Below are 18,936 nucleotides of genomic sequence, written 5' to 3'. Positions count from 1 at the left end.
TGTTGTCTTACCGTGGTCTACGTGTCCGATTGTTCCAATGTTAACGTGGGGCTTATTTCTCTCAAATTTAGCCTTTGCCATTTTTTTCTCCTCCTCATGAAAGTTGGCACAGTAGGAAACTGCACCTGCTTATTGTATTTTTTAATGCTTATGGACAGCTGCCGACTCCGTCGGCAGCATAATCTTACACATAAATTACTTGCCTGCAATAATTTTTTCTGCCAAGCTTGTTGGGATTGGCTCATAGTGGTCGAATGTCATCGTATAAGTTCCGCGACCTTGTGTTTTTGAGCGAAGGTCTGTTGCGTATCCAAACATTTCTGACAATGGGACGAAACCTCTTACAACCTGAGCACCAGCTCTTGCCTCCATCCCTTCAATTCTACCACGTCTAGAGTTGATGTCTCCAATAACGTCGCCCATATATTCTTCTGGCACAACTACTTCAATTCTGAAGTATGGCTCAAGCAATACAGGCTTTGCCTTCTTCATTGCTTCCTTGAAAGCCATAGATCCGGCAATTTTAAAGGCCATTTCTGAGGAGTCTACCTCATGGTAGGATCCGTCATAAAGTTCAACTTTAACATCTACTACTGGATATCCTGCCAGCACACCATTTTCCATAGCGCTACGAATACCTGCATCAACGTGTTGAATGTATTCCTTCGGAATCGTACCACCTACTACAGAGTTAACAAACTCATATCCTGCACCAGGCTCTTGCGGGAACATACGAATCTTAACGTGCCCGTATTGTCCACGTCCGCCAGACTGGCGTGCATATTTCATATCCACATCTGTAGGTGCTGTAACAGTTTCTTTGTAAGCAACCTGTGGTTTGCCTACATTGGCTTCTACTTTAAATTCACGCAGCATTCTATCTACGATGATCTCTAAGTGAAGTTCTCCCATCCCTGCAATGATTGTCTGACCTGTTTCCTGATTCGTCCATGTTCTGAAGGTTGGGTCTTCTTCTGCCAGCTTTTGTAATGCAACACCCATTTTTTCCTGGCCGGCCTTTGTCTTCGGCTCAATAGCGATTTCGATAACTGGCTCTGGGAATTCCATGGATTCAAGAATAATCGGTTTATCTTGCGTACATAATGTATCTCCAGTTGTTGTATCTTTTAAACCAACTGCAGCAGCGATATCTCCTGCGTATACTTGTTCGATGTCTTCTCTGTGATTCGCATGCATTTGAAGAATACGGCCGATTCTTTCCTTCTTGCCTTTTGTTGAGTTATATACATAGGAACCGGATTGAAGTACTCCGGAGTAAACTCTAAAGAAGGCCAGTTTTCCTACATATGGGTCTGTCATAATTTTAAATGCTAAAGCTGAAAATGGCTCGTTGTCATCTGCCTTTCTTTCTCCTTCTTCCTGACTGTCAGGTAACACGCCCTTAATTGCAGGAATATCTACCGGAGATGGCATATAATCAACTACTGCATCTAACAGCATTTGCACACCCTTATTTCTATAGGAAGAACCACAGCAAACAGGTACCATTGCATTGGCAATTGTCTGGGTTCTGATCCCTTTCTTGATCTCTTCAATCGTTAATTCTTCACCTTCCAGGTACTTCATCATTAGCTCTTCATCAGACTCTGCTACAGCTTCTACAAGGGCCATTCTGAATTCTTCAGCTTTGTCTTTCATGTCATCAGGAATTTCTGTGATTTCCACTTCTTTTCCTAAATCATCCTTGTACATGTGCGCCTTCATCTCAACAAGATCAATGATGCCTTGAAAAGTATCCTCGGCTCCGATCGGTAATTGGATCGGTACTGCATTGGCTTTTAAACGATCCTTCATCATATCTACTACTCTAAAGAAGTCTGCACCAATGATGTCCATTTTGTTTACATAAGCCATTCTTGGTACTCTATATTTGTCAGCTTGTCGCCATACATTCTCTGACTGTGGCTCAACACCACCCTTTGCACAAAATACAGCTACTGAACCGTCAAGTACACGTAGTGAACGCTCTACCTCAACTGTAAAGTCCACGTGGCCCGGTGTATCTATGATGTTTATTCTATTATTGTTCCATTGTGCAGTAGTCGCAGCAGAAGTGATTGTAATCCCTCTTTCCTGCTCTTGTTCCATCCAGTCCATGGTGGCTGCACCTTCATGTACTTCCCCAATCTTATGGGTTCTACCGGTATAGAATAAGATTCTCTCGGTAGTTGTTGTTTTTCCCGCATCGATATGCGCCATGATACCGATATTACGGGTTCTCTCTAATGGAAACTGTCTAGGCACAATTCTTCCTCCTTTCTTGTTCCGGAATTGCTACAGAAAATATTGTCCCCAAAATATTCATAATTAAACCAGAATGTAACAAGGGTTGCTCTTGATTACCATCTGTAATGAGCAAACGCCTTGTTTGCTTCTGCCATTTTGTGTGTATCTTCTCTCTTTTTCACAGAAGCACCGGTGTTATTTGCGGCATCCATAATTTCTTTTGCTAATCTTTCATCCATGGTCTTCTCTCCACGCTTGCGCGTATAGTTTACTAACCATCTTAAGCCTAGTGTTTGTCTTCTATCCGGTCTTACTTCTACCGGTACTTGATAGTTGGCACCCCCAACACGTCTTGCCCTTACTTCCAGCACAGGCATGATATTATTCAGTGCCTTTTCAAATACTTCTTGAGGCTCTTCACCAGTTTTTTGTCTGATGATTTCGAAAGCATCGTATACGATTCTCTGAGCAGTTCCTTTTTTGCCGTCAAGCATGATGTTGTTGATCAACTTTGTCACAACCTTGCTTCCGTAAACAGGATCTGCTAATACTTCTCTTTTTGGTACATGTCCTTTTCTTGGCACTTCGCTTCCCTCCTTAACAGTTATTTCTCTCATCGGTACTCGACAACCAAGCGTTGCCGTCGTGCGTCAAAAAGCTGTTCTATATAAAACCCAATCCTAGATCAGGACTGGGTGCAGCTTCGCTCGACGTTTAATTATTTTTTAGGTCTCTTCGCACCGTACTTGGATCTAGCTTGATTTCTGTTTTTTACACCTGCAGTATCCAGGGTACCTCTTACGATGTGGTATCTAACCCCAGGTAAGTCTTTTACCCTTCCACCTCTAATTAAAACAACGCTGTGTTCCTGAAGGTTGTGGCCGATTCCAGGTATATAGGCAGTTACCTCGATACCATTTGTCAATCTTACCCTCGCAACCTTTCTAAGAGCGGAGTTTGGCTTCTTTGGTGTAACAGTTTTTACTGATGTACATACACCTCTTTTTTGTGGTGCGCTGATATCAGTAGATTTTCTGTGAAGTGAGTTAAATCCTTTTTGTAGGGCTGGAGCTGTTGATTTGTATTCAACCTTTTCTCTTCCTTTTCTTACTAATTGGCTAATTGTAGGCATTCTGTGCACCTCCTTCCAAGGTTTTATTTGTTTTCAAATATATCTTCATAGGATTGATACAGCCTATGCTGTTGTCAGATCATAATGTTGAAGGTTGAATGTTGTATATCATCAGGGTCTATCTTCAGGTTTTTAACATTTCTCATTCAACAATCCGCTATTTTAAAATTACTGCTGTTGCCGCTCCTACCTCAATGCCGCATGCCTTACCCAGTTTTTTCATGGATTCAACATATACAATTTGGATCTGTGCTTCTTTTCCTGCTTCTTCAATCGTCCGAGTTACATGACGTTCTGCATCCTTGGCAATAAACAGCGTTTGAGCGCGATCTTCCCTGATTGCCTTAAGGCCTTGCTTGCTGCCAACAATCAATTTGTTTTGCTTTTTTAATTCATCTAGCATAGATAGTATCCTCCTTTATTAAACACCTGAAAGATTATGTGCATTCACATAATCTTTCTAGGTATCTAAAAAGTCAACTATTGCGTTATTTTTACACACTTAAATATTTTAGCACTATGGAAATCCACTGTCAACCATGAATTCCAGTTTTATATTAATCTTCGATTTGATGATCAATGGCTATATTCTTGTATCTTCTCATACCTGTACCTGCAGGAATGAGTTTACCAATAATTACATTCTCCTTAAGTCCGATCAGGTGGTCTTCTTTTCCTTTGATCGCCGCTTCCGTCAAAACTCTTGTGGTTTCCTGGAAGGATGCAGCAGATAAGAAGGATTCTGTTGCCAAGGAGGCTTTTGTGATCCCTAATAATACACGCTTTCCTACTGCAGGTCTTCCACCCTTATCTTCAACACCCTTGTTCTCTGCCTCAAATTCATAGACGTTGCTCAGTCCGCCTGGAAGCAGATCTGTATCGCCAGCATCTTCAATCTTTACCCTTGCTACCATCTGTCGTACAATTACCTCAATATGTTTATCATTGATATCAACACCCTGCATTCTATAAACCCGCTGTACTTCCTTTACAAGGTATTGCTGAACACCACTGACACCTTTGATGCGCAGGATATCATGTGGATTTACAGATCCTTCTGTTATCTCATCCCCTGCTTCAATTCGCTGTCCTTCCTTCACCTTGATTCTAGAACCATAGGCTATAGAATAGGTTCTGGCTTCACCGTACTCATCGGTAACGGTAACCTCACGATTCTTCTTGGTTTCATTAATCGTAACGGTACCATTAATCTCAGAGATAATCGCCAGCCCTTTTGGCTTTCTCGCCTCAAAGAGCTCTTCAACCCTTGGAAGACCTTGGGTAATATCAGCTCCGGCAACCCCTCCCGTATGGAAGGTACGCATGGTAAGCTGTGTTCCCGGTTCTCCGATGGACTGAGCTGCAATAATCCCTACTGCCTCTCCTACATTCACCGGTTCACCAGTTGCAAGGTTTCTTCCATAACAGATTGCACATACTCCGTGCTTGGTTCTACAGTGCAGTACAGTTCTGATCTTAACCTTGTTAATCCCTGCATCCATGATCTTGTCTGCATCCTTTTCCAGAATCATTTTGTTGGCTTCAACTAACAATTCTCCTGTTTCTGGGTGCGTGATATCCTCAAGGGCATATCGTCCTACAATTCTGTCATATAGAGATTCAATTAATTCATTTCCATCTTTGAAATCCTCTACCGCAATTCCCTCATTAGTTCCACAGTCAATTTCTCGAATGATTACATCCTGGCTGACATCTACCAATCTCCGGGTCAGATATCCGGAGTCCGCCGTTCTAAGTGCAGTATCCGCAAGACCTTTTCTAGCGCCGTGGGTTGATGTAAAGTATTCTAATACAGACAACCCTTCACGGAAGTTGGATTTAATTGGAATCTCTACCGTATGCCCGGAAGCGTTGGCCATCAAACCACGCATACCTGCTAACTGACGAATCTGATTTTTACTACCTCTCGCTCCGGAGTGGGCCATGATGAATACATTATTTAGCTTCCCAAGATTCTTCATCAACGCATCTGTAACCTTCTCTGTCGTTTCCTGCCAGGTTTGAATTACCTTTTCATATCTTTCTTCATTAGAGATTAAGCCTCTGCGATAAGCCTTTTCGTATTTGTCTACAATTTCATTGGCGATAGACAGGAATTCCTCTTTCTCTTTCGGGATTTCCATATCGGAAACACTGATAGTAATCGCCCCGATGGTTGAGTAGTGGAAGCCCATTTGTTTAATATGGTCCAACATATGAGCTGTCATGGTATTGCCATGCACTCTAAAGCACTTATCTATAATCTTTCCTAAGGCCTTCTTGTCGCATAGGAAGTCAATTTCTAAGGAATACAGATCTTGCGTTCGATCAACGAAGCCTAAGTTTTGAGGAATTTTTTCGTTGAAAATGAATCTACCGACTGTGCTCTCCACGAGTTTTCCACGATCCTCTGCTGACAGCTTTCTTCGAACCTTTACCTTTGTATGGAGGGTAACCACTTTATTTTCATAAGCCATGAGCATTTCTTCATAATCCTTGAATACCATGCCCTCGCCTTTCGCCCCTTCTACCTCTACGGTCATGTAGTAGCTGCCTAAAACCATATCCTGAGTTGGCGTAGTAATCGGAGAACCATCCTTTGGCGCAAGGATATTGTTTACAGAAAGCATGAGGAACCGTGCTTCCGCCTGGGCTTCTACAGACAATGGCACGTGAACTGCCATCTGGTCTCCGTCAAAGTCGGCGTTGTAGGCTGTACATACCAGCGGATGCAGCTTAATGGCCTTACCTTCCACTAATATGGGTTCGAAGGCCTGAATTCCCAGTCTATGCAGGGTCGGAGCACGGTTTAGCAGTACTGGATGTTCTTTAATGACTTCTTCCAGTACATCCCATACCTCTGGACGTACCCGCTCAACCATCCTTTTTGCACTCTTAATATTGTGGGCATATCCATCATTTACAAGACGTTTCATAACGAAAGGCTTGAATAGTTCCAGTGCCATTTTTTTCGGCAGCCCGCATTGGTAGAACTTTAACTCAGGGCCTACAACGATAACCGAACGTCCAGAATAGTCAACACGCTTACCGAGAAGATTTTGTCTAAAACGTCCTTGCTTTCCTTTCAACATATCGGAAAGAGATTTTAAAGGTCTATTTCCAGGACCTGTTACCGGTCTGCCCCGTCTGCCGTTATCAATCAAGGCATCCACTGCTTCTTGAAGCATTCTTTTTTCGTTTCGTACGATAATATCCGGTGCACCCAAATCCAGTAATCGCTTCAATCGGTTGTTTCTGTTGATTACTCTTCTATATAAATCATTCAGGTCAGAAGTTGCAAATCTTCCACCATCCAACTGTACCATTGGCCGCAGGTCCGGCGGAATAACAGGAATCACATCTAGGATCATCCACTCGGGATTATTCTCAGACTTTTTGAAAGCCTCAACAACCTCAAGTCTGCGGATCGTTCTAATCCTCTTTTGCCCTGAGCTGTCTCTCAGCTTGACTCTTAAATCCTTTGACAGCTTTTCCAATTCGATGTGGCTTAGGATATCTTTAATCGCTTCGGCACCCATAGCCGCTTTAAACTGATTGCCAAATTTATCGCGATACTCTCTGTATTCCTTTTCGCTCAACAGCTGTTTGTAGCTCAGAGAGGTTTCTCCCGGGTCTGTAACAATATAGGAAGCAAAGTAGAGCACTTTTTCCAGCGCACGGGGGGACATATCCAGCAGGAGTCCCATTCTACTTGGAATACCTTTAAAATACCAAATGTGAGATACAGGGGCAGCCAATTCGATATGCCCCATTCTCTCTCTTCGTACCTTTGACTTCGTTACTTCAACACCACAGCGGTCACATACAACGCCTTTATATCTTACACGTTTGTACTTACCGCAGTGACACTCCCAGTCCTTTGTAGGTCCAAAAATCTTTTCACAAAACAATCCTTCTTTTTCAGGCTTCAATGTACGATAGTTAATAGTCTCTGGTTTCTTTACTTCTCCCTTTGACCAACTTCTAATTTTTTCCGGTGATGCTAAACCAATCTTTATGGATTCAAAGTTGTTCAATTCAAACAAGGAGTTTCTCTCCCTTCATATTGATATATGGCGAACTTATTCTTTATCTCTTAAAAATCGTCGTCCTCGTATTCATCGTAATCACTATACTCTTCAGGATTTCCGTAATCTTCGTCCTGCCCTAAGTCATCAGTGTCATAGTCGTCCAATGCATCAGCATCATCTTTTTCTTCAACGACATCCTCTTCATCATAGACACCGTATTCTTCTCCGTCCAAGATCACGTTCAGATCACTGATATCATCCTCTACGGACTCACGGATTTCGATTTCTGCATCTTCTTCTGTTAGCACCTTCACATCTAGGGCCAAGCTCTGCAGTTCTTTAATCAATACCTTAAAGGACTCAGGCACGCCCGGCTCCGGAATATTTTCGCCTTTCACAATGGATTCATATGTCTTTACACGACCAACCACATCGTCAGATTTTACCGTCAAGATTTCTTGCAGTGTATGGGCTGCACCATAGGCTTCCAGCGCCCAAACCTCCATCTCTCCAAAACGCTGACCGCCAAATTGAGCTTTTCCCCCAAGAGGCTGCTGTGTTACAAGAGAGTAAGGACCTGTACTTCTGGCATGGATCTTGTCATCTACTAAATGGTGAAGCTTTAACATATACATATAGCCTACGGTTACACGGTTATCAAAAGGCATTCCCGTTCTTCCGTCATAGAGTACCAGCTTGCCATCCTCCGGATAGCCGCACTCTTTTAGTAATTCTCGGATATCCTGCTCATCGGCACCGTCAAATACAGAGGTAGCCACTAGCCAGCCCTTCTTTTTTGCAGCTAAGCCTAAATGTATCTCCAATACCTGACCGATATTCATACGGGATGGAACCCCAAGTGGATTCAGCACTACCTGTAACGGCGTACCATCTGCAAGGAAAGGCATATCCTCTTCCGGCAGTACTCTTGAAATTACCCCTTTGTTACCATGGCGTCCTGCCATTTTGTCGCCCACGTTAATTTTTCTTTTCTTTGCAATATAGCATCTTACCAGTATATTTACACCCGGAGGCAGTTCATCTCCATTTTCTCTGGTAAATACCTTTACATCAACAATGATTCCGGACTCTCCATGAGGAACTCTTAAAGATGTATCCCGAACTTCTCTCGCCTTCTCCCCGAAAATTGCCCGCAACAGTCTCTCTTCTGCTGTCAGTTCCGTTTCACCCTTCGGTGTAACTTTACCTACCAGAATATCTCCAGAGTTTACTTCTGCTCCGATTCGAATAATTCCCCGCTCATCCAGATCCCGCAGTGCCTCTTCACCTACATTTGGAATATCCCGGGTGATTTCTTCCGGCCCCAGCTTAGTATCTCTGGCTTCTGCTTCATATTCCTCAATATGAATGGATGTTAGGGCATCCTCCATTACCAATCGCTCATTGAGCAGGATTGCATCCTCGTAGTTGTATCCTTCCCAAGTCATAAAACCGATGAGAAGATTTCTTCCCAATGCAATCTCACCCTTATCGGTAGAAGGACCGTCCGCAATGGTCTCCCCTTTTTCTACGTACTCACCTTTTGATACAATCGGTCTCTGATTGATGCAGGTTCCTTGATTGGAACGCTTAAACTTCAATAATTTATATTTATCGCGACCTTGGCCGTCATCTCTCTTGATTACAATTTCATCGGCTGTTACTCTTTCGACGATTCCCGCATTTTTTGCTAAAACTACGGTGCCGGAATCTTTTGCCGCTACAAACTCCATACCTGTTCCGATAATCGGTGCATCGGTTTGCAGCAACGGTACTGCCTGACGCTGCATGTTAGAACCCATGAGGGCACGGTTTGCGTCATCATTTTCAAGGAATGGAATCATGGCTGTTGCCACAGAAACCATCTGCTTCGGTGATACATCCATATAATCCACTTCATCCTGTGGCACTACATCAATATCTCCATTACGGGTTCTGGAAGTTACCCGGCGATTTACGAATCTCCCCTCTTCGTCAAGAGGTTCGTTGGCCTGAGCTACAATAAACTTATCCTCTTCGTCCGCTGTCAGGTAGTCAATCTTCTCTGTTACAACCCCGCGTTTTTTGTCCACCTTACGGTAAGGGGATTCAATAAAACCATACTCGTTAATTCGGGCATAGGTCGTTAAAGAACCAATCAAACCGATGTTTGGACCTTCAGGGGTCTCAATAGGACACATACGCCCATAGTGAGAGTGATGAACGTCCCGCACCTCGAAGCCTGCACGCTCTCTGGAAAGACCGCCTGGTCCAAGGGCTGATAATCTTCGTTTATGGGTTAATTCAGCTAATGGATTAGTTTGATCCATGAACTGAGACAACTGGCTGCTGCCAAAGAACTCTTTGATGGAAGCTGCCACCGGACGGATATTAATGAGAGCTTGTGGTGTGATCACATCAATATCCTGGATGGTCATTCTCTCTTTCACAACTCTTTCCATTCGGGAAAGCCCTATTCTGAATTGGTTCTGTAAAAGCTCTCCCACAGAACGCAATCTTCTGTTTCCTAAATGGTCAATATCATCGATCTCTCCGACACCATGAGCCAGATTGAGAACATAACTAATAGAAGCAACGATATCATCAATAATAATATTCTTAGGAGATAATTCTCTGCTTCTTTCCTTTAGCGCTTCCCTAATTTCGTTTTCTGCCTTATATGTATCAAGAATTTCCCGCAATACAGGGTAGTGCACTTTATTCTCAATATTTAAACCATCTAGGTTAAAAGAAATATATTCTCTTATATCAACAAAGTGGTTTCCGATTACCTTAACGGTTTTTCCATCATCACCGATAATGTTCACTGCCTTGATACCCGCATTTTCTATTATAATTGCTGTATCTCGGTCAATTTTGTGGCCTTCTTCTACGTATATCTCACCGGTTGAGGTGTTTACAACGGCTTCAGCAGCTTTAAAGCCTGAGATTCGATTCACTAAACCCAGCTTTTTATTGAATTTGTAACGTCCAACCTTTGCAAGATCATAACGTTTAGGATCAAAGAATAATGAATCCAGTAAGGATCGGGCACTTTCTACTGTAGGCGGCTCACCGGGTCTTAGCTTTTTATAAATCTCCAATAAACCTTCTTCCTGAGATTTTGTGTTATCCTTGTCTAAGGTATGGATCAGTCTCTCGTCTTCTCCTAATAACTGCAATATCTCAGCATCTGTTCCAAAGCCCAAAGCTCTTAGCAAAACTGTCATCGGCTGCTTTCTTGTTCTGTCTACACGAACAGAAATCACATCATTAGAATCGGTTTCGTATTCCAACCACGCACCTCGGTTTGGGATTAGTGTAGTAGAATAGAGGTGCTTGCCGGTTCTGTCTACCTGCTCCGCGTAGTATGGACCAGGAGAACGCACTAACTGGCTAACGATTACTCTCTCAGCACCGTTTATAATGAAAGTTCCTGTATCGGTCATGAGAGGGAAATCACCCATGAAAACTTCTTGTTCTTTTACTTCTCCCGTTTCCTTGTTAATAAGGCGAACCTTAACTTTTAAAGGAGCAGCATAGGTAACATCACGTTCTTTGCTTTCTTCTACCTCATACTTTGGTTCTCCATCTAGGGAGTAATCTATAAACTCTAAAATTAGATTTCCAGTATAGTCCTGGATTGGAGAAATATCTTCAAAAACCTCCCTTAACCCTTCTCTTAAAAACCATTCATAGGATCTTCTTTGAATTTCAATCAGATTAGGCATGTCTAGTACTTCGTCGATACTAGAGTAGCTCATTCTGGTTTTTCTTCCGACCTTAATAGGATGTGGCATTTTTTTCACCCCTTGTAGTATTATAAAAAAGTCTTCTTTATCAATTTTCTAGGAAAACTTTTGTGAAGCACACAACAAAATTATAACTACCCACAGTATTTGGGAGTTCATCATCTTTCATGTGCTATAAGAGAGCCTCTTCATTATTTTGCTGAGGAGTCTTGACGAATCCGTGAAAACCAAATCCTTCAACCAAGGCTGATTTTACACAGATTTAGTGCTGATGTTGCTATTAAAAAATGTCCAAATTTATGCCTTGCTCTATGTATGGTTGAATAATAAGTGCATAAATAATTTTAACCGCTGTGGCATACAATAATAATAGGCATGAATAAAAGCTTCCGATTGTTAAAAAACCTAAAGCCTTATGTGGATCATTTCTTTATACATTGTTGTGGAATTTTTCTAACTTTTTGTTTATAATAAGATATAGGGAATATCTGTTATAGGATAATTCTGTATATTATAATATCCCTTATACTATTGCCATAATTTTTATAATTTATACAATGGGCCTAAAACTTTTGACTTGTATGGCATTATATAATGCTATCACAATGATTTTTTATTGTCAAGCCCTGATTTTCCTATTTTCCTAATTATTAGCAGTATTCTTTTTATCCATCAAAATCAGCACCAACTTAGACCGTATGGTCTTTTTTTTGTTGTCTTTTTACTCCACTTTTCTAGGATTTCCATAGATTAACAAAAAATTAAAAGTCAACTAACAACATCTTAACAATACTGTTCTACACTAAAAGGGACAGTGACATCTATATATCCAGTTTTATTTCCAATCTCCTACTGTCTTTTATAGGCGATTCATAACAGGAAAGGAGGCATGGGCAGTTTTTTGTAAGTTTTTTGTAAGTTTTTTGTAAGTTCTTTGTGGTATTTTGCAGTTTAAAAAAAGAGATTAAAAAATTTCTCGGGGGTGTATTACGTGTTCAAAATGAAAAACAGGATTTTACCGATTGTTGCATTATTATTGCTATTAACAGTTGCATTATCCGCATTCTTACCGGCCGACACATTTGCACAAGCTTTTAACAAAACAAACAATACCTATACCGGAAAAACGCCAAAGTATGTCTTTTTATTTATCGGTGACGGCACCAGCTTCCCACAAATTGCTGCAGCTGAAATGTATCTGGGTGCTCAGAAGAAAACTGCCTCACCTGAAATCAAAGCACTAGATTTTACAAACTTCCCGGCCACAGGCGTCGCTGCTACCTATGACAGCGACTCTTTCATCCCAGACTCAGCTTCTACAGGTACATCTATAGCTTCCGGGATTAAAACCGGTAACGGAATCATCAATATGGATCCGCAAAAGAAAACCAATGTGGAGCCAATCACAAGAAAACTGAAGGCTAAGGGTTATAAAATCGGAGTGATATCCAGCGTATCCATTGACCATGCTACTCCAGCGGTTTTTTATGCAAATCAGGTTAGCAGAAATAATTACTATGATATTGGTCTTCAATTAGCCAACAGTAAATTCGACTTTTTTGGCGGCGGTGGCTTTGTGGATCCAAGGGGCGAAAGGGCAAAAATAGCGAATGCACAGGATGTGTTAGAGGTTGCAAAGAAAAATGGATTTAAAGTTGTGAGTACAAAGGAAGAAATTTTGAAGTTAAACAAAAACTCCGGAAGAGTGATTGCAATCAATCCTCAGCTGGATTCAAGCAAGGCTATGCCTTATGAAATCGATCGTAAAGAGGGAGATCTGAAGCTTTCTGATTATGTAAGAAAAGGTATCGAAGTACTGGATAATAAGAACGGATTCTTTATGGTGGTTGAATCCGGTAAGATCGACTGGGCAAATCACGCCAATGACGCTGCTGCTTCTATTCATGATACGATTGAATTCAATAATGCAGTGATGGAAGCTTATAAAGTATATGAAAAATATCCAAATGATACTTTAATCATCGTAACCGGAGACCATGAATGCGGCGGATTAACCATTGGATTTGCCGGAACGGAGTATTCAACCTTCTTTAATAAGCTTGAAAAGCAAACTATGTCCTATATCGGATTTGACAAAATTATCAGTGATTATAAAAAGAATACAAAGCCTGAAAACTATAAATTAGAAGATTTATTCCCACAAATCAAAGCTGCATTCGGATTAGTTCCATCTGGTGATGCTAAATCTGAACTAGTGCTAACTGCGTCTGAGCTTAAGCGCCTACAGGATGCCTTTACCCGCAGCATGCAGGCCTCAGCAGACAGAAAATACGACGACCATGAAAAAATCATCTACGGTACCTATGAACCTTTAACGGTAACATTAACCCACATTTTAAATAATAAGGCTGGTTTAAGCTTTACTTCCTATTCTCATACAGGTCTCCCAGTACCCGTATATGCTGTAGGTCTTGGCCAGGAATTGTTTATCGGTTCCTATGATAACACGGATATTAATAAAAAATTAGTTGCAATCACAAAAGCAGATAAATAGTCATTTTAAAAATGAAACCATATTCACCCTAGATAGATAGAGGTCTGTTTTGGCCTCTATCTATTTTAATCAATGGAAAGGAATGAACTTTGTTATGGGTAAATACTTACACAATCCAGATGCCCTATCCGTACTGGTAGTAGCTGTCTTTGTTATTGTATTAGCTTTCATGCCTACCGGTTTTCCCAGCAATCAGTATCCTGACAGCGTCCGTTCAGCTGCCCTTGTGCTGGAAACCAATGATTCCACCCTACACAGCACCGGAATCGTGCGACAGGGGGCACAAACCTGCACCCTTCAGATCTTAAACGGCCCCTTCAAAGGCCGGATTGTAGAGGGTACCAACCGATTAATGGGAAAAATGGAAATGGACAAGGTCTTTGTTAAAGGCGATAAGGCCTTCGTGGTTATGGATACCCATGAAGGACAGATTCAATTTGTCAATATGATTGACCATTATCGCATCAATCTGGAACTGCTGCTCTTTGGTGCTTTCATGCTGCTGCTTATCGGGTACGCCGGTTGGACAGGAGCAAAAGCCTTACTTTCCTTCCTATTGACTGTACTGATGATCTGGAAGGTTCTTATTCCCGCATTGCTTAAGGGCTGGAATCCAATCCTTGTCTCCATGGGCGTTGTAGTGCTGCTGACTCTGGTAATTATTATTCTGGTTGGGGGGTATAATCGAAAGTCTCTCGTTGCCATTGCCGGTTCTTTAGCCGGAACTTTACTGACCTGTGCTTTAGCGATCATTTTTGGGGCACAGTTTAAAATACATGGTACCATTATGCCTTTCTCCGAGAGTCTATTGTATTCCGGGTATGATTATCTGAATTTGACAGATATCTTTATTGCAGCCATCTTTATTGCATCTTCCGGTGCTTTAATGGATTTAGCTATGGATATTTCCGCTGCCATGTATGAAATCGTCCAGAATAATCCACATATCTCCACAAGAGAAGCAATAAAATCCGGTTTAAACATTGGCCGTGCAGTGATTGGAACCATGACCACCACTTTATTGTTAGCTTACTCAGGGGGCTATATCGCTCTAATGATGGTCTTCATGGCCCAAGGCACACCTACCATCAATATTTTTAATCTAAAGTATGTATCAGCGGAAATTCTCCATACTATCGTAGGCAGCTTTGGCCTGGTCACCGTAGCTCCCTTCACAACATTCGTAGCTGGATTCGTATTTACCCGGCCTTCCTTTGTAAATCAGTTGAAGAAGCAGTTTGTAACGCCCCATCGGCCAGTTCCAACCGAATAATATTGATTATAGATTTACGCTTCAAGATTATAATATATTGCTGAAGGAGCCTTCCATAAAACAACCAAGCAAAAAGGTATTGTGATTGCTCACAATACCTTTTTATCGCTTTAATTACTTCACTTCTACAGTTGCGCCAACTTCAGTTAACTTAGCTTTGATATCTTCAGCTTCTTGCTTAGATACAGCTTCTTTTAATGTCTTAGGTGCGCCGTCTACCAGGTCTTTAGCTTCTTTTAAGCCTAAGCCGGTTAATTCTCTTACTACCTTGATAACTTTGATCTTCTCAGCACCAGCACTTGCTAATACTACGTCGAACTCAGTTTTTTCTTCAACTGGAGCTGCTGCTGCACCAGGAGCTGCACCCATCATTACTGGAGCTGCTGCAGATACACCAAACTCTTCTTCACAAGCTTTTACTAATTCATTTAACTCTAATACTGTCATACCTTTAATCGCTTCAATAATTTGATCCTTTGTCATTTTATATACACCTCCGAATTATTTTCCCAAAATGATAATTATGCTTCTATGCCTTCTTGCTTATCAGCAATTGCCTTAACTAAGCGAGCAAATCCTGATACTGGTGATTGAATGCTTCCAAGGAATTGTGCCAGTAATACCTCTCTTGGCGGGATATTAGCCATGGCTTTTACCTTTTCTACATCGCAGTATTGACCTTCTACAAGTCCTGCCTTTAACTCAAGTTTCTTATGATCCTTTGCAAAGTCACTAAGAATCTTTGCAGGTGTTACAGGATCGTTGTATCCGAATGCGATAGCGTTAGGGCCTGTTAAGTCTCCTAAAAGCGCTTCAAATCCTGTTTCTTGAGCAGCCATTCTCGTCATGGTGTTTTTATACACCTTATACTCTACACCGGCTTCTCTCATTTTCTTCCTAAGTTCTGTAACTTCTTCTACCGTTAATCCACGATAGTCAACAATCACTGCGGATTGCGCTTTGCTAAACTTTTCTTTGATTTCTTCTACGATCTGCTTTTTTATATCCAATTTGCTTGACATTTAGATGTACACCTCCTCTGCAATTTTACTATTGCTGGGTCCGCTCTGTTAAAAATAACAGAACCTCTCTGCCGTAGACATAGAGAGGTTCAAATAATTTCCTTGGAATCTATAGAAAATTACCTCGGCAGGCTTACTTTAAACCCATGGGTGCCTACTGTCTACGGTTTGTATTCATATTTCATTTACAACTATGCAATTTTATCATTGTAAATTGTATATGTCAATACTGCATTATTGATATATTAACCCATTATGCGAACAGGATTTATTTTAACACCAGGGCCCATGGTACTTGCAACAACTACACTTCTTAAATATTGTCCTTTTGCTGCCGCTGGTTTTGCTTTTACGATTGCTTCCAATAGTGTCTGGAAGTTATCGGTTAACTTCTCTACACCAAAGGATACTTTGCCAATCGGCACGTGAATAATATTTGTTTTATCCAGACGATACTCTACCTTACCAGCTTTAATTTCTTTAATTGCTTTTTCAACTTCAAAGGTAACCGTTCCGGATTTGGGGTTTGGCATTAATCCCTTTGGTCCAAGTACTCTACCAAGTCTTCCTACTAATCCCATCATATCAGGCGTAGCTACAACAACATCAAATTCAAACCAGTTTTCGTTTTGAATTTTTTGTACTAAATCTTCTGCCCCTACATAGTCTGCTCCAGCTGCTTCTGCTTCTTTTGCTTTGTCACCCTTTGCAAACACAAGTACTCTTCTCGTTTTTCCTGTACCATGGGGTAATACGATAGCACCTCTTACCTGTTGATCTGCGTGTCTTGAGTCAACACCCAGTTTCACATGCACTTCAACAGTTTCATCAAACTTAGCTTTTGCAGTAGATAAAACTAAGCTTAAAGCTTCGTTCGGATCATATAAATGCATTCTATCAATTGTTTTAAAGCTTTCTTGATACTTCTTACCTCTTTTTGGCATTTAGTTCCCTCCTTGTGGTATTAACGGTGTTGAGAATACCTCCCACGCGATTTGCTATCTGCGATTTACTCTTCTACAACGATTCCCATACTTCTAGCAGTACCTTTCACCATACTGATGGCTGCCTCGATGCTGCCTGCATTTAGATCTGGCATTTTTTGCTCAGCAATTTCCCTTACCTGATTGATAGAAACCCTAGCAACCTTTGTTTTGTTAGGCACACCAGATCCACTCTCAATTTTTGCTGCCTTCTTTAATAAAACAGCAGCTGGTGGCGTTTTTGTAATAAAGGTAAAAGATCTGTCCTGATAAACCGTAATTACAACCGGTATAATTAGACCAGCCTGATCTGCAGTTCTAGCGTTGAATTCTTTACAGAATTGCATTATATTAACACCCTGTTGACCTAGAGCAGGTCCAACTGGTGGCGCTGGAGTAGCTTTTCCTGCAGGAATTTGCAATTTTACTAATCCTGTAACTTTTTTAGCCATGACTACACCTCCTCATTTATCTATGTGTATTCCAAATTTCATGCAATCCCCTAGGATTACATGTTTATCTTAAAAAAGCAGTGCTGCTTTTTACAAGCAAACTATAACTTCTCTACTTGTACAAAATCAAGTTCTACAGGTGTTTCTCTTCCAAACATAGAAATTAGAACCTTAAGTGTATGTTTTTCCAAATTAATTTCTTTTACATTGCCAATAAAGCTTTCAAAAGGTCCTGATATAACTTTAATCGTATCTCCAATAACAATGTCAATCTCAGGTATTGCTTCCTCAATACCCATATTTCTGACTTCTTCATCAGATAACGGGATGGGTTTTGATCCTGGGCCGACAAAGCCGGTTACACCTCTGGTATTTCTTACAAGATACCAGGATTCATCGGTCATGATCATTTTAACAATGACATAGCCAGGAAATATTTTTTTCTGTTTAACCTTTTTCTTGCCGTTCTTAATTTCTATCTTGTCTTCTGTGGGCACTGCAACCTCATGAACCACATCTTCCATGCCTCTATTTTCTACAAGCTTTTCGATGTTTGCCTTTACTTTATTTTCATGCCCAGAATAGGTATGCACAACATACCATTTCGCCTTTTCCGACATACTAGAGAGCATCTACACAATACTATAGAATGCTCTTCCCTCCCTCACTATTTAATGATCCATTTGAGAATCTGTCCAAATGCTGTATCTACGAACCATATTCCTAGTGCAGCCACTCCGCATGTAAGAAATACAATCCCAGTATATGAGGTCAGTTCTTTCTTGTTTGGCCAGTTAACTTTTTTCAGTTCGGATCTAACACCCTTTAAAAACTTGCCGAAATCTCTTGTTTTTCCCAAACTGTTTGTATTTGTTTGTGTTGCCATACTCATTTCACATCCTTAATATATTAATATGGAAAACATACATAGGGTAAGGATTATTTTGTTTCTTTGTGAGAAGTATGAGCTTTGCAGAATTTACAGTATTTCTTCATTTCTAATCTGTCCGGATCATTCTTTTTATTCTTCATCGTGTGATAATTTCTTTGCTTACACTCTGAACAAGCAAGGGTAATTTTTACTCTCATTTCTACACCTCCTAAAACTTGTGTCTATCTCAAGTACCTTTGCAAATCGACGCAGATATCTCATTATAGTACCATTACTTAATAAAGCTATCATAATTTCAAGCGGATGTCAATACGGTTTTTTTATGGATGGAGAGCTGAAAAATACAGCATCTACAAGAACTAGTGCTCTGTTTATTGTTGATAAACACAGAGAAAAAAATACCAGTTTTTCTCGTATTTTTATCTCTGTGCTTATATTCACAATTCCAACTTAGTATAACCAGTATTTGTTATATTTATTACCACTCAACTAATCCGATTATAGAAATTATGATCATTTAAAAGGACTAGGCTTGGCATACAAACCTAGTCCCTTATATCTTTTTAATTATTCAATGATAGAAGCAACAACGCCAGCGCCTACTGTTCTTCCGCCTTCACGAATCGCAAATCTTAATCCTTCTTCGATCGCAATTGGG

The 18,936-nt window shown here is 40.9% G+C and carries 16 protein-coding genes and 1 other annotated feature; of the genes, 2 read left to right on the top strand and 14 right to left on the bottom strand.

What is annotated here, in order from left to right; translation table 11 throughout:
- Nucleotides 1-195: 195 nt before the first annotated feature.
- The 6 genes from fusA to rpoB all read right to left on the bottom strand — a co-directional run bounded on the left by fusA (nucleotide 196) and on the right by rpoB (nucleotide 11,189).
- Nucleotides 196-2,265 (bottom strand): elongation factor G, encoded by a 2,070-nt coding sequence (gene fusA, locus BUB56_RS17430; protein WP_110942536.1) that lies wholly within the window; start codon nucleotides 2,263-2,265, stop codon nucleotides 196-198.
- 95 nt (nucleotides 2,266-2,360) lie between these two features.
- Nucleotides 2,361-2,831 carry a 30S ribosomal protein S7 gene (rpsG, locus tag BUB56_RS17425; protein ID WP_110942535.1) on the bottom strand — a complete coding sequence of 157 codons (471 nt, stop codon included), beginning with the start codon at nucleotides 2,829-2,831 and terminating at the stop codon, nucleotides 2,361-2,363.
- A 134-nt stretch (nucleotides 2,832-2,965) separates the two neighbouring features.
- Nucleotides 2,966-3,379 carry a 30S ribosomal protein S12 gene (rpsL, locus tag BUB56_RS17420; RefSeq protein ID WP_110942534.1) on the bottom strand — a complete coding sequence of 138 codons (414 nt, stop codon included), beginning with the start codon at nucleotides 3,377-3,379 and terminating at the stop codon, nucleotides 2,966-2,968.
- Nucleotides 3,380-3,536: 157 nt separating this feature from the next.
- Complete coding sequence (locus tag BUB56_RS17415) at nucleotides 3,537-3,782, bottom strand: ribosomal L7Ae/L30e/S12e/Gadd45 family protein (RefSeq protein WP_110942533.1); 246 nt, start codon at nucleotides 3,780-3,782, stop codon at nucleotides 3,537-3,539.
- Nucleotides 3,783-3,936: 154 nt separating this feature from the next.
- A complete protein-coding gene (rpoC, locus tag BUB56_RS17410) occupies nucleotides 3,937-7,425 on the bottom strand; it encodes a DNA-directed RNA polymerase subunit beta' (RefSeq protein ID WP_110942532.1) in 3,489 nt (1,162 codons plus the stop codon).
- A 50-nt stretch (nucleotides 7,426-7,475) separates the two neighbouring features.
- Nucleotides 7,476-11,189 carry a DNA-directed RNA polymerase subunit beta gene (rpoB, locus tag BUB56_RS17405; RefSeq protein ID WP_110942531.1) on the bottom strand — a complete coding sequence of 1,238 codons (3,714 nt, stop codon included), beginning with the start codon at nucleotides 11,187-11,189 and terminating at the stop codon, nucleotides 7,476-7,478.
- Nucleotides 11,190-12,141: 952 nt separating this feature from the next.
- Here rpoB and BUB56_RS17400 point away from each other — a divergent pair.
- Both BUB56_RS17400 and BUB56_RS17395 read left to right on the top strand, forming a co-directional pair.
- Nucleotides 12,142-13,656 carry an alkaline phosphatase gene (locus BUB56_RS17400; RefSeq protein ID WP_110942539.1) on the top strand — a complete coding sequence of 505 codons (1,515 nt, stop codon included), beginning with the start codon at nucleotides 12,142-12,144 and terminating at the stop codon, nucleotides 13,654-13,656.
- Nucleotides 13,657-13,750: 94 nt separating this feature from the next.
- The gene (locus BUB56_RS17395) at nucleotides 13,751-14,929 is read left to right on the top strand and encodes a YibE/F family protein (RefSeq protein WP_110942538.1); all 1,179 of its coding nucleotides are present in this window, start codon (nucleotides 13,751-13,753) and stop codon (nucleotides 14,927-14,929) included.
- A 114-nt stretch (nucleotides 14,930-15,043) separates the two neighbouring features.
- On the opposite strand, the gene rplL is transcribed toward BUB56_RS17395, so the two are convergent.
- From rplL to BUB56_RS17355, 8 genes are all read right to left on the bottom strand, one after another.
- Nucleotides 15,044-15,412, bottom strand: coding sequence for a 50S ribosomal protein L7/L12 (gene rplL, locus BUB56_RS17390; RefSeq protein ID WP_110942530.1), 369 nt, complete (start codon nucleotides 15,410-15,412; stop codon nucleotides 15,044-15,046).
- 38 nt (nucleotides 15,413-15,450) lie between these two features.
- Entirely contained in the window at nucleotides 15,451-15,951 is a 501-nt protein-coding gene (rplJ, locus tag BUB56_RS17385; RefSeq protein ID WP_110942529.1) for a 50S ribosomal protein L10, read from the bottom strand.
- Nucleotides 15,952-15,999: 48 nt separating this feature from the next.
- Nucleotides 16,000-16,136 (bottom strand) — a sequence feature (ribosomal protein L10 leader region).
- Nucleotides 16,137-16,196: 60 nt separating this feature from the next.
- Nucleotides 16,197-16,895: a 50S ribosomal protein L1 gene (rplA, locus tag BUB56_RS17380; RefSeq protein ID WP_110942528.1), complete on the bottom strand. Its 699-nt coding sequence runs from the start codon at nucleotides 16,893-16,895 to the stop codon at nucleotides 16,197-16,199.
- A gap of 65 nt (nucleotides 16,896-16,960) precedes the next feature.
- Nucleotides 16,961-17,386 carry a 50S ribosomal protein L11 gene (rplK, locus tag BUB56_RS17375; RefSeq protein ID WP_110942527.1) on the bottom strand — a complete coding sequence of 142 codons (426 nt, stop codon included), beginning with the start codon at nucleotides 17,384-17,386 and terminating at the stop codon, nucleotides 16,961-16,963.
- Between the two features lie 101 nt (nucleotides 17,387-17,487).
- Complete coding sequence (gene nusG, locus BUB56_RS17370; protein WP_110942537.1) at nucleotides 17,488-18,006, bottom strand: transcription termination/antitermination protein NusG; 519 nt, start codon at nucleotides 18,004-18,006, stop codon at nucleotides 17,488-17,490.
- Between the two features lie 47 nt (nucleotides 18,007-18,053).
- Nucleotides 18,054-18,272: a preprotein translocase subunit SecE gene (gene secE / locus BUB56_RS17365; protein ID WP_110942526.1), complete on the bottom strand. Its 219-nt coding sequence runs from the start codon at nucleotides 18,270-18,272 to the stop codon at nucleotides 18,054-18,056.
- A 53-nt stretch (nucleotides 18,273-18,325) separates the two neighbouring features.
- Nucleotides 18,326-18,475: a 50S ribosomal protein L33 gene (gene rpmG, locus BUB56_RS17360; RefSeq protein ID WP_069978675.1), complete on the bottom strand. Its 150-nt coding sequence runs from the start codon at nucleotides 18,473-18,475 to the stop codon at nucleotides 18,326-18,328.
- Between the two features lie 370 nt (nucleotides 18,476-18,845).
- The coding region (locus BUB56_RS17355) for an EF-Tu C-terminal domain-related protein (protein WP_330392687.1) at nucleotides 18,846-18,936 on the bottom strand (91 nt) is incomplete at its 5' end.

Source organism: Geosporobacter subterraneus DSM 17957 (assembly GCF_900142145.1).
Lineage (GTDB): Bacteria > Bacillota > Clostridia > Peptostreptococcales > Thermotaleaceae > Geosporobacter > Geosporobacter subterraneus.
Note: the sequence above shows the minus strand (reverse complement) of the source record. Positions and strands in the feature narration are given on the sequence as shown.